This is a genomic window from Sphingorhabdus sp., assembly GCF_044239045.1.
In the GTDB taxonomy this organism is placed as follows: domain Bacteria; phylum Pseudomonadota; class Alphaproteobacteria; order Sphingomonadales; family Sphingomonadaceae; genus Sphingorhabdus_B.
The window spans coordinates 17,801-29,904 of the sequence record NZ_JBIICD010000007.1 but is presented as its reverse complement, the minus strand read 5'-3'; the positions used below and the strand labels follow the sequence as shown (position 1 = coordinate 29,904).

Here is a 12,104-nt window from a genome sequence, read left to right as displayed (position 1 = left end):
GCCAGAAAAGCAGCTTTACTCAACGGGGACGTTAGGATTAGCAAAAGCGAACTAAGCATAAATTTAAATTCAATCGCTGAAAGTGGCATTCTGATGGGTGAACCGCGCTTTGGACGTAAAATTGCAATCGGCAGTTCGGTCATTTTTGCGCTGGCACTGTCGGCTTGCGGTGGAAGCGACGTCCGCTCGACACCGCTGCCAGCTCCACCTTCGTCAAATTTGCCACCGGTGCCACCACCACCACCTCCTCCTCCTCCGCCACCACCTTCACCGCCTAGTTTTACAACCCCAGAGTATATCCAGTCAGACGGCCCAAGTTTTCATCGGGCTATCGCGGCTTATCAAGCAGGGGCCAGTGGGCGCGGGGTCACTGTTGGTGTAATTGATTCAGGGATTGACCCAAATAGCCATGAGTTTGCGGGCCGAGTTCATGCGCAGTCTGGGGATGTAACAGGCGCGAACCGACCGCTTGGCGACGACGATGGTCACGGGACAAGTGTTTCCCGCGTTTTGGCTGCCGCCAAGGACGACCGCGATGTCCACGGTATAGCTTACAACGCCACAATATTGGCATTACGCGCCGATCAAGCGGGAAGCTGCACCGCAGCAAGCACGGGCGTGGATGAAGCGGGGTGCTCGTTCTTCGATTCTGCCATTGCCGCTGGTGTTGACCGTGCCGTGGACAATAAAGTGCGTGTTATTAATATTTCGCTCGGTGGCGCGGGTGGCGCGAGTAGCGCGCTGCGTACCGCGATAAGTCGTGCGACATCGGCTGGCATTGTGGTTGTCGTGTCAGCGGGAAATGAGGCGGATGAATTAGATCCAGCATTTGACCCGAATAGCCCAAGCCCTTTTGCGCAAGCGTTATTGGCCAATGGTAATGGCCATGTCATCATTGCCACTGCCGTTGATGATAATGGTGTAATAACAAAATTCAGCAACAAAGCGGGTGTTGCCCAGAACGCGGTGTTGTCTGCGCTAGGCAAAGGCATTTGCTGCGAATATCGCAACGACACTATTTATCGCTTTGATGTGAATGGTGGGACTTCTGTGCGCGTGTATAATGGCACATCCTATTCCGCGCCACAGATCGCGGGTGCCGCAGCTTTACTGGCGCAAGCCTTTCCGAATTTAACCGGCGCGCAGATTGTGAACCTGCTGTTGACGTCGGCGCGTGACGCCGGGGATGCTGGCACTGACGCGCTTTATGGGCGCGGCATATTGGATATTGGTCGAGCCTTTGCGCCCGCGGGAACAACGTCGCTAGCTGGCACAAATACGGCTGTTGCACTGAATGGAAATGGTGGGACAACATCGGCATCCATGGGTGATGCAGCATCGTCGCTTATGTCCGTCAATGCGGTAGTGTTAGACATTTATGGCCGTGCTTATGAGATCAACATTGCTGAAGGGATAGGTCCAAGCGCGTCCGGTCTTCGGCTAACCCCTGCTCTGGTGGATCAGGGACGATCCGTCAGCATGTCGCGCGGAACAACCGACATCGCCTTTTCCATCAGCGCCGACCACGCGGGCAACCTGCGCCTTTCGCCATTGCTTTTGTCTAATGGGCAGCAGAACCAAGCGCGTATTCTGGCGGGCCTCATCAGTGCCACCATTGCACGCGACACACGGCTTAGCCTAGGTATCCGACAAGCGGCTGCAGGCCAAGTTGTGGCATTGCAGGGCATGTCGGGGCCTGCGTTTCTGACCGCCACCGACGCGCAAATGGACAGCGGGTTTGAGCGCATGCCGGCGCAGTCCTTTGCGTTGCGCCATCAACTTGGGCGCTTCGGATTAACCGGAAGCGTTGAGGCAGGCGAAGCGCGTTTGTTTGAACGTGGCGGCCCAAAGTTTATGCGCAAGAGTTTCAATCGCTATCCCTATGCCTCTGTCGGCGTGTCGCTCGATCGACAGATTGGCCCTGCTAAATTCGCTGTTGGTGCAAACTGGACGCGGGAAAACGAAACCGTGCTTGGCGCGCGCTTCGCCAACTTCATTGGCCAAAATGGCGCGCGCAGCCTGTTTGTCGACGGCCGGGGTGATGTCACACTTATTGGCGCTTGGTCGCTTGGCGCAAGCTGGCGGCAGGGATGGACACACGCCAATGCCGGGGCATCGCTTACGGGCCAAAGCGCGCTGCACAGCAATGCCTTTTCGTTGGATCTATTGGGCGGCAATCTCCTGACCAATCATGACCGAGTTGCGTTTCGTGTTGCCCAACCCTTGCGCGTCACCCACGGCGGGCTGGCGCTCAATTTACCTGTGGCCTATGATTATGGGACGCTTGGGACGACATTTGCTGTCCGCCAGATTTCGCTTGTACCCAAGGGGAGGGAGATCGCCAGCGAGCTTACATGGAGTATTCCCATCAGACGGGGCTATTTCTCATCGAACCTGTTTTGGCGGCATGAGCCGGGGCATTTTGAAAACGCGCTCGATGACATGGGCGTGGCCTTCCGTCTGCAGTTCAACTTTTAAACGGTAAAACTCTCACCGCAGCCGCAACTTCCCGTCGCATTGGGATTGGTAAATACAAAACCAGCGGCAAATTCATCCTCGACCCAATCCATGATTGAACCAACGAGATACAGCACCGAGCCGCCATCAATATATAAAACGCCGCCCGGGGTTTCGATCTTTTCGTCGAACGCCACGGCCTCAGTCACATAATCGACCGAATAGGCAAGCCCTGAACAGCCTCGACGTGGGGTGGACAGCTTTACACCAATGGCACCTTCGGGTGCTTTGGACATAAGTTCGGCAATCCGCGCTTCGGATGCCGCGGTGAGTTTAACTGCGGCAGGACGCGCGCGTGTTTTCACGTCGGTCATAACATTCCAAGCTCCAGACGGGCTTCATCCGTCATATTGGCCGGGCTCCATGCTGGCTCCCACACCAAATTCACTTCGGCATCGCCAATGCCGGGAACCGCCCCAACGCGCAGCTCAACCTCGCCTGGCATGGATTCTGCTACGGGGCAGTGCGGTGTCGTCAACGTCATCGCTACGACAGCATGGCCATCGTTGATTTCGACATTATAAATTAAACCGAGGTCATAAATGTTCACCGGAATTTCGGGATCATAAATTTCCTTGAGCGCAGCAATCACCGCCTCGTACAAATCGCCATCGGGTTCACTTGGCGCAGGCGCGGCAGGCTTTTGTGCGAGGAAGCCTTCGAGATAATCCTTCTTGCGTTCGACGGTCTCGCTTGGGCCATCGACCCGTGCTTTGGGGGGCTTCTCTACGCTATCGACTTCTTCAACGCGGATGTTCTCGTTCATCCAAAAATCCTCTTCACCCGTTCGAGGCCGCGCACCAGCGCCGCGACATCATCTTCATCATTATAAATACCAAAGCTCGCCCGCGCGGTGGCAGGCACGCCCAAATGGCCCATCAATGGCTGCGCACAATGATGGCCAGCGCGAATGGCGACATTTTCTTCGTCCAATATCGTCCCGATGTCGTGCGGATGCACGCCCTCCATTGAAAAAGAGACAATACCCGCAGATTTGTCTGGGCCATATAATGTGATCGCGTTGATCGCACGCAGTGCATCCCGTGTCTGCGCGGCCAACGCGCTTTCATGTGCGAATAATGCCTCTGGTCCAAAGCTATCGATGAAGTCGATGGCGGCGTGCAACCCTATCACCTCGATGATCATTGGCGTCCCCGCCTCAAATCGCGATGGGGCAGGGGCATAGGTGGTCTTTTCGAAGGTAACTCGATCTATCATCGCGCCGCCGCCTTGATAGGGGGGCATCGCGTTCAGCGTTTCGGCCTTCGCCCACAACACGCCAACGCCAGTCGGGCCATATAGTTTATGCCCGGACATCACGTAAAAGTCGCAGTTCAACGCCGCCATGTTCAAATGCATTCGGGGTGCCGCCTGACAGCCGTCGAGCAGTAATTTTGCGCCAACCGCATGTGCAGCATTCGCTACCCGCTTTGCGTCGAGCACGGAACCAAGCACGTTGGACACATGCGCGAGAGCGACCATTTTATGCGCTGGCGTCAAATGCGCTTCGAGCCAATCAAGGTCAATCTGGCCGTCGTCCGTCAGCGGACACACATCAATATGCGCGCCAACCTTCTCGGCAACCATTTGCCATGGAACGATGTTGCTATGATGCTCCAACTGGCTCAGCATGATGCGGTCGCCGGCCTTGAGATTCGCTGCACCCCAGCTATGTGCGACCAGATTAATGCCCTCGGTTGCACCCCGAACAAACACAATTTCATCTGCCGAAGCCGCGCCCATGAAGCGCGCAACGCGGGTCCGCGCCGCTTCGAACGCAACGGTCATATTGGCCGAACGTGCATAGACGCCGCGATGGACGGTGGCATAATCTACGCCGCCCGCCCGCATCATCGCGTCGAGCACGACCTGTGGTTTTTGCGCTGTCGCGGCGGTATCGAGATAATGCCAGTTGTTAGCCAGGCCAGGGAATTGGTCACGGATGGGTGAAGTGGATTTCAGCATACCAAAACACCGTCATGCTGAACTTGTTTCAGTATCCATTGTGCAACCGAGACTGAAGGTACGAGAGGCAAAATAGACCCTGAAACAAGTTCAGGGTGACGACGACTTAGAGAGAACAGCGCACTCACACCAATTCGCCTAATTTCTTCAACGCGGCTTCAATGAGCATTTCCTCGTCCACGGCGCCTTCAAACACGCCAGCGACAAAGGCTTGCAACATCAACTTTTTCGCATCCGCTGGCGATAGGCCGCGTGCTTGCAGATAGAATAGCCCCATGGGGTCCAACTCACCAATGGCACAACCATGCACGCATTTGACGTCGTCGGCGTAGATTTCGAGTTCGGGCTTCGCATTGGCAGTCGCGCTGCGGTCAAGCAACATAGCCTTCACCGACTGCACGCTGTCGGTCAGTTGCGCATCGCGCGCAACGGCAACCTTGCCCAAATAGGTCCCGGTCGCGGTGCCAGCGAGGACCGAGCGCACGATCTGTGACGATGTTGCGTTGGGTTCGTCATGGGTGACGGTCGTAATGATCTCGAGCGTCTGAGTGTTGCCTCCAATCTGAACTGCGCCCAGTTTGAAATCCGCGCCCTCATGCAAGGTAACGTTCAATTCAACACGACCATAATTGCCGCCGATGTTGAGGATATAGATGACGGCTGTTGCACCCCTGCCAATGGCGATTTCAAGCTGATGAATTGAGCCAGCATCCTGAACAATTGTTCGAGCGAAATGGCCGCCTGAGGGCACGATGATGCTCTCAGGGGCGGGCAATGGCCACGCAGCCTCAACAGCGGCAATATCGCTGTAGCGCCACGCTTCGTCGTGGCGGGTGGGTGCGGGCATGTTCAAGCCGCTAGTTCCTTATACCCATCTCGCTCCAACTCCAGCGCGAGTTCAGGTCCGCCGCTTCGCGTGATGCGGCCATCGGCAAGTACGTGAACAAAGTCGGGCTTCACATAATCGAGCAGCCGTTGATAATGGGTGATGAGCAACACGGCCTTGTCAGGCTTGCGCATAATACGGTTGATGCCGTCACCCACAATACGCAATGCGTCGATGTCCAGACCACTGTCGGTTTCATCGAGGATCGCGAGCGCCGGATCGATGATGCCCATTTGCACCATTTCATTGCGCTTCTTCTCGCCACCAGAAAAGCCGACATTTACCGGGCGCTTGAGCATGTCCATATCCATGCCAAGCGCGCCCGCTTGTTCGCGCGCCACCTTAAGGAATTCGGCGCCGGATAATGGCGCTTCACCTCGGTTCTTACGCTGCGCGTTGAGCGCCTCGCGCAGGAACTGGACATTTGATACGCCGGGAATTTCGACGGGATATTGGAAGCCCAAGAACAACCCAGTCGCCGCGCGTTCATGGGGCTCGAGGTCGAGGAGGTTTTGTCCGTTAAATGTCACCTCACCCTCAGTCACCTCATAGCCGGGACGACCGGACAGGACATAACCCAGCGTCGATTTGCCTGCGCCATTCGGACCCATGATTGCGTGGATTTCGCCCGCGTTGAGCGAAAGCGTAAGGCCCTTAAGAATAGGCTTGTCGCCAACATTGGCGTGGAGATTTGTAATTTTGAGCATGTTACTTCTTTTATCCATCAAAGCTTTGTTCGGTCATTGAGCGTTGGTTGGTTTATCCAACCGACCCCTCAAGCGAAATTCCCAGCAACTTCTGCGCCTCCACAGCAAATTCCATTGGCAGTTGCTGCAATACTTCCTTGGCAAAGCCGTTGACGATCAACGTTACCGCTTCTTCGGCGTTCAAGCCGCGGGCCATTGCGTAGAACATTTGGTCGTCGCTGATTTTGCTCGTGGTCGCCTCATGTTCAATCTGCGCGCTTGGGTTGCGCACTTCGATATAAGGCACGGTATGTGCCCCGCTTAAAGACCCTAGGAGCAAGGAATCACATTGTGTGAAATTGCGCACGCCTTCGGCGTTTGGCGCGACGCGGACGAGGCCGCGATACGTGTTGTTGCTGTGGCCGGCGCTGATACCCTTGCTGACGATGGTAGAGCGGCTGCCTTTGCCATTATGAATCATCTTGGTGCCGGTATCGGCTTGCTGATAATTGTTGGTGACGGCGACCGAGTAAAATTCGCCCACCGAATTCTCGCCGTTCAAAACGCAGCTTGGATATTTCCAAGTCACCGCGCTTCCGGTTTCAACTTGTGTCCATGAAACCTTGCTGTTCTTGCCTTGGCACAAAGCGCGCTTGGTCACGAAATTATAGATTCCACCCTTGCCCTCGGCATCGCCGGGATACCAGTTTTGTACGGTAGAATATTTAATCTCGGCATCGTCGAGGGCGACCAATTCGACAACTGCAGCGTGCAGTTGGTTTTCATCGCGCATCGGCGCGGTGCAGCCTTCAAGGTAGGACACGTAACTTCCCTTATCGGCGATAATCAACGTGCGTTCAAACTGCCCTGTGTTTTCCGCGTTGATACGGAAATAGGTGCTGAGCTCCATGGGGCAACGCGCGCCTTCGGGGATATAAACGAAGGTTCCGTCGGAAAAGACCGCGCAGTTCAATGTCGCGAAATAATTGTCGTGCATCGGCACGATCTTGCCGAGCCATTTCTTCACCAGCTCCGGATATTCCTTAATCGCCTCCGAAATGCTGCGGAAGATAACGCCTGCGCGCTCAAGTTCGGCGCGAAATGTTGTGGCGACCGATACGCTATCGAACACGGCGTCGACTGCGACGCGGCGCGCGCCTTCGACACCAGCCAACACTTCTTGCTCGGCAATTGGAATGCCAAGCTTTTCATAAATGCGCAGAATTTCAGGATCGACCTCGTCCAGCGAACCAAGCTTTGGCTTGGCTTTGGGCTCGGCATAATAATAAGCGTCCTGATAATCTATGGGCGGCACGTTGAGCTTAGCCCAATCAGGCGGCGTCATCGTTTTCCAGCTTGCGAACGCTTTCAACCGCCATTCGAGCATCCATTCGGGCTCATTTTTCTTGGCGGAAATAAAGCGGACGGTATCCTCGGTTAGGCCCTTAGGCGCAAAGTCGGTTTCGATGTCTGACGACCAGCCATGCTCATAATCCGCCACGCGATCTGCGGCATCCCAAGCGGCCTTATCCTTGATATCTATGTCATCGCTCATCGCGTTAATCCCGCCAAATTAATTTGCGCCAAGGCACCGCGCACTGCATTATTCACCACTGGCCAGTGTGCCTGGACGTTGCAGCTGCCTTCTTTGACGCAATGCTGACCCATCGCCTGTTTGTGCGAATCGCAACATGTGGTCAGCGCAATTGGACCTTCAACAGCTTCAATGATGTCGGCCATCGTGATCGCCGCTGCGGGACGGGCAAGCGTGATACCGCCGCCCGTGCCACGGGCCGACCTTAAAAGGCCCGCCTTTGTCAATATGCTCACCAGTTTTTGCGTTGTCGGCAGGGCCAAGCCGGTTTCGGCGGCAAGATCAGTGGCTGACACGCGCGCAAAGCCGCAGTGACGCGAAGCTGCGCTCATAATCACCACTGCATAATCAGCCATATTCGACAAACGCATCTCGCGTCCCCTAATCAGATAAATTTACTCCGATTTGGGGCAGATGGTCCCTTTATGGGTGGAAATCAAGCCAGAAAGGATTCAATATTGCGGAAATGGCCAGTGCCGCTTTGAGTTGAGATATCAGGCGCACCGGTCCTGCAAGTCGAATATCGCCTATATGCGCCTAATTGCATCGGCGGCTAACAATATAATCCTCTAACTTCTGCGCCTCTTCAGTATTGAAACGCAAACCCAGCTTACTGCGCCGCCACAATATATCCTCGGCGGATTGCGCCCATTCGTGATCGACGAGATAGTCCACCTCAACGGCATAAAGGCCATGTCCAAAGTCCGTGCCCAAATCGGCAAGTGCGCGGGCGTTTGTTAATAAAGCACGGGTCTTTGTTCCGTAGCTGCGCACCCAACGGTGAACGAGCGCGGCGGGTAAATAGGCATGCTCCTGTTGAATATCCGAAGCGAGGCGATTGGCGCCATCAATTGGGAAATCCCCACCTGGCAATGGTTGACGCAATGTCCAGCTTTGGCCTTTCAGAACAGCCAAGTGCTTCGAAAGCCGCTCGACCGCACTCTCTGCCAGGTGCCGATAGGTGGTTATTTTGCCGCCAAAGACCGAGAGGATGGGCGCTGCGCCATCCGGGTCAACATCCATTTCGAAATGATATCCGCGCGATGCGGTTTCAGGTTTGCCTGAGCCGTCATCGACCAATGGCCGCACGCCGGCAAAGCTATACAGCACATCTGTCGCAGTGAGGGGTTGCGTGAAATAGGCCGCAGCCGACGCGCAGATATAATCAATCTCGTCTGCCGTCGCGTGAATATCATCCAGCGAACCCTTATGATCGGCATCCGTCGTCCCGATGAGGGTAAAGTCATCCTCATACGGGATAGCGAAGAATATGCGCCCGTCGGGGTTTTGACAGAAATAGGCCTGCGGTGTGTCGAACATCTTGCGGACCACGATGTGCGATCCCCTTACTAAGCGGATTGTGCCACCGGATGGACGGTCATGCCCACTTGTTCGTGCGAGCAAGTCCAGTACCGCTGGCCCCGCCGCATTGGCAACCGCGCGCGCCAACACGGGCTCTTGTCCTGCAATTTCTATATGCCACAATCCATCGCGGCGCTCGAGATGCGTGACTTCGGACCGAGTGCGAACGTCTGCTGCATGTTCGGCGGCATCCATAACATTCAAAACGACCAAGCGTGCGTCATCGACCCAGCAGTCCGAATATTCAAAAGCCTTCACAAATTCGGGCCGAAGCGGTTTACCAGCCGGCTCGGTTTTCAAACGGACCGTCCGCGTTGCGGGCAAAAGTTTCCGGCCACCAATATGGTCGTAAAGAAACAAACCAAGTCGCACGAGCCATGCAGGACGAATGCCCTTTTGATGCGGTAAAATGAATCGCAGTGGCCAGATGATATGCGGTGCAATCGCCCAAAGACGCTCGCGTTCAATTAAGGATTCGCGCACCAACGCAAATTCATAATGTTCCAGATAGCGGAGCCCGCCATGGATCAGTTTCGTCGAGGCTGACGATGTGCCCCGCGCCAAATCTCCGCGTTCAAGCAGGATAACTTTCGCACCCCTGCCAGCGGCGTCCCTTGCGATACCAGCGCCATTAATACCGCCGCCAATCACGGCCAAATCATATATTATCTGGTTCATAAAAACGCCCATGCAAATGCTGCTGCAGTTATAAAGGCGGTGAGGGTCGCCAGTATCACCGGAAGCAGTGCCCTCCACCCTTGGGTAAGCAACAAATCAAGTCGTGATCGCATAGCGGTGGCCGTCACCGCAAACAATAGCATCGCCTTGGATGCGATCAGGCCATATTCCGCCACCCACTCGGGTGCGTCAATGACCGAATTTACGGCAACGGCAACAAAGAAGGCGATAATGAACCACGGCAATTTAAGTTTGGAAGCGAGGCTTTTGGAGCGTCCATCGCTTGATCCAATGGCGAGCCCGACCAGCGCGACTGCTGGCGCGAGAAGCGCGACGCGGGACAGCTTCACGATCGTCGCCGTCTCACCTGCCGATTGGGAAAAACTGTAGCCGCCACCCAAAGATTGGGCGACATCATGCACCGCAGCGCCCATCAAGAAGCCGGCTTGTCTGTCGGTGAAATCGAGCTGCGCTGCAATGAGCGGGTAGAAGGACATGGCGACAGCGCTTGCCAATGCTACGCCAACGAGAATGAGTGTAAACTGCGATTGATTAAGGCGTTCGCGACCGATGACGGCGTAAATTGCTAAGGCTGCGGATGCACCGCAAATGGCGGTTGCGCCGCCAGCTAACCAGCCCGCGTAGCGGCTTTGCCCGCTAAGCTGCGCGCCCAAAAGTCCAGCCCCCATGACCAAAGACATGATGCCAATAAGCCCCAAAAATGCGAGCGCGCCAAGCCCGCCAATCTGCATAGCGGTGACCTGTGTACCCAACAAAACAATGCCCCAGCGCAAGCAAGAGGTGCCGCAGAAATCAAGGCCCGGATGCACCTTTTGTTCTGCCGACACAAAATTGAGTGCAAGGCCAAGCAACAAACCCGCCAAGATGACAGGCATGCCATAATGTTCGGAAAACCAAGTTGCAGCCGCAGCGGCTACACCGACGACCGCAAGTCCTGGAAATAGCGCGCTGATCAACAACCGTTTGGCCCGCACAGGTTTATCCTCTGCAAGGTAGGTTTCGCCGTACAGATCAGCGATGTAATTCGCGTTTATGTCTTGCGGTGTCATATGGCCTTCTATAGGCAAGTCGGCGAGGAGTTCCAGCATAAAGCGGGATGCGCGATCGACCAAGCGGGGACAATAATGCAGTGGGGCCAAGTGACATGAAGCCAATTACGCCAACGCTGCGTTGGATCCTATTCGGGCTGCTGTGTGTAGCCGGTATTTTCAATGCCATGGACAGACCCGTTATCGCAATCCTGAAGCCCGATATTTCAGCTGACCTCGGCTGGAGCGATACCGATTTTGCCAACCTCGCTTTTGTAACGCAGGTTGCAGCAGCGCTGTCTTTCCTGTTCACTGGGTGGCTCGTTGATAAAATCGGCGTGCTCCGCTCAATGATTGCTGGCGTCACGACGTGGAGCCTTGCGGCGATGGCCCATGGCTGGGCAATTGCTGGCTGGCATGTCGTCGCTGCGCGCATTGGCCTTGGCGCGACCGAGGCCGTGCAGACGCCACTGACGATCAAGACCGTCGCCACGCTTTTTCCTCCAGACAAGCGCTCGTTTGCCTTTGGTGTGGGCACAGCGATTGCCGGTATTGGCACCATCACTATGCCTTTTTTCATCCCGGTGATTGCCGCTATCTGGGGATGGCGCGGCGCACTCATCTTTGCCGGGATCGGCGGTTTTATAACATTGGCGCTGTGGCTGTGGTTCGCGCGCGGGGTGAGGTTCGACGATAAGGCCGAGGACGCTAATCACGATTTTGCAGACGACGGCGCTCCTTACGGTCCGATATTGAGGGAACGACGCACATGGGCAATTGTCATTGCCAAAATGTTGTCCGACGCGACTTGGTGGCTGATCAATTTCTGGCTGCCAGATTTTTACCGCAAAGAATTTGGCCTCACAACAGGCGAGTTGGCGATTCCTTTGGCTATTGCTTTTTTTGGGTCGGGGGCAGGCGCATTATTCGCAGGGTGGCTATCAACGCGGCTTTTGGAGGCGGGATGGAGTGTCAACCGCGTGCGCAAGACAATAATGTTCGGCTCCGCTGCGATTGTGGTGCCTTTGCCCTTCGTTCTCACGCTGGACTCTTTCTGGCCCGTGGCGATTATGATGGGCGTGGTGATGGCAGGGCATCAGGGTTTTTCGTTGTCGATATTCTCTATCATTACCGATGTCGTTCCGCGCGGCAAGGTAGGGCGCGTGACTGCTTTTGGCGCATTCATGGGCAATATGGGCGGCGCATTGATCCAGTTGGTGACAGGCGCCGTCTTGGCGGCGGGGCTGGGCTTTACACCTCTGTTTATCTTTGCGGCTGCGTCTTATTTACTCGCTTTGGGCTGGCTGCATTGGCTGCTACCAAATATTCGGCGCGTTGAGAAAGCCGAGGCACCCGCCACATGAAGT

The 12,104-nt window shown here is 55.5% G+C and carries 11 protein-coding genes; 2 read left to right on the top strand and 9 right to left on the bottom strand.

Features of this window, described 5'->3' with window-relative positions; genetic code table 11:
• Positions 1 to 93: 93 nt before the first annotated feature.
• On the top strand, positions 94 to 2,478 hold the full coding sequence (locus tag ACILP4_RS04180) for a S8 family peptidase (protein WP_395619494.1): 2,385 nt from the start codon (positions 94 to 96) through the stop codon (positions 2,476 to 2,478).
• Here ACILP4_RS04180 and ACILP4_RS04175 read toward each other — a convergent pair.
• The 9 genes from ACILP4_RS04175 to ACILP4_RS04135 all read right to left on the bottom strand — a co-directional run bounded on the left by ACILP4_RS04175 (position 2,475) and on the right by ACILP4_RS04135 (position 10,758).
• Complete coding sequence (locus tag ACILP4_RS04175; RefSeq protein WP_395619493.1) at positions 2,475 to 2,831, bottom strand: HesB/IscA family protein; 357 nt, start codon at positions 2,829 to 2,831, stop codon at positions 2,475 to 2,477. The two genes, ACILP4_RS04180 and ACILP4_RS04175, sit on opposite strands and share 4 nt — an antisense overlap.
• Positions 2,828 to 3,283, bottom strand: coding sequence for an SUF system Fe-S cluster assembly protein (locus tag ACILP4_RS04170; protein WP_395619492.1), 456 nt, complete (start codon positions 3,281 to 3,283; stop codon positions 2,828 to 2,830). The genes ACILP4_RS04175 and ACILP4_RS04170 overlap by 4 nt, the downstream gene beginning before the upstream one ends.
• Entirely contained in the window at positions 3,280 to 4,482 is a 1,203-nt protein-coding gene (locus ACILP4_RS04165) for an aminotransferase class V-fold PLP-dependent enzyme (protein ID WP_395619491.1), read from the bottom strand. Before ACILP4_RS04165 ends, ACILP4_RS04170 begins: the two co-directional genes overlap by 4 nt.
• 124 nt (positions 4,483 to 4,606) lie before the next feature.
• Complete coding sequence (locus ACILP4_RS04160; protein WP_395619490.1) at positions 4,607 to 5,329, bottom strand: SufD family Fe-S cluster assembly protein; 723 nt, start codon at positions 5,327 to 5,329, stop codon at positions 4,607 to 4,609.
• 2 nt (positions 5,330 to 5,331) lie between these two features.
• On the bottom strand, positions 5,332 to 6,075 hold the full coding sequence (sufC, locus tag ACILP4_RS04155; protein WP_395619489.1) for a Fe-S cluster assembly ATPase SufC: 744 nt from the start codon (positions 6,073 to 6,075) through the stop codon (positions 5,332 to 5,334).
• 52 nt (positions 6,076 to 6,127) lie between these two features.
• Positions 6,128 to 7,609, bottom strand: a complete 1,482-nt coding sequence (gene sufB, locus ACILP4_RS04150; RefSeq protein ID WP_395619488.1) for a Fe-S cluster assembly protein SufB — start codon at positions 7,607 to 7,609, stop codon at positions 6,128 to 6,130.
• Complete coding sequence (locus ACILP4_RS04145) at positions 7,606 to 8,019, bottom strand: SUF system Fe-S cluster assembly regulator (RefSeq protein ID WP_395619487.1); 414 nt, start codon at positions 8,017 to 8,019, stop codon at positions 7,606 to 7,608. Before ACILP4_RS04145 ends, sufB begins: the two co-directional genes overlap by 4 nt.
• Positions 8,020 to 8,185: 166 nt before the next feature.
• Positions 8,186 to 9,688 carry a glycerol-3-phosphate dehydrogenase gene (gene glpD, locus ACILP4_RS04140; RefSeq protein ID WP_395619486.1) on the bottom strand — a complete coding sequence of 501 codons (1,503 nt, stop codon included), beginning with the start codon at positions 9,686 to 9,688 and terminating at the stop codon, positions 8,186 to 8,188.
• The gene (locus ACILP4_RS04135; protein WP_395619485.1) at positions 9,685 to 10,758 is read right to left on the bottom strand and encodes a YeiH family protein; all 1,074 of its coding nucleotides are present in this window, start codon (positions 10,756 to 10,758) and stop codon (positions 9,685 to 9,687) included. The genes glpD and ACILP4_RS04135 overlap by 4 nt, the downstream gene beginning before the upstream one ends.
• A gap of 95 nt (positions 10,759 to 10,853) precedes the next feature.
• Here ACILP4_RS04135 and ACILP4_RS04130 point away from each other — a divergent pair, with 95 nt between their 5' ends.
• On the top strand, positions 10,854 to 12,101 hold the full coding sequence (locus tag ACILP4_RS04130; protein ID WP_395619484.1) for an MFS transporter: 1,248 nt from the start codon (positions 10,854 to 10,856) through the stop codon (positions 12,099 to 12,101).
• Positions 12,102 to 12,104 lie beyond the last annotated feature (3 nt).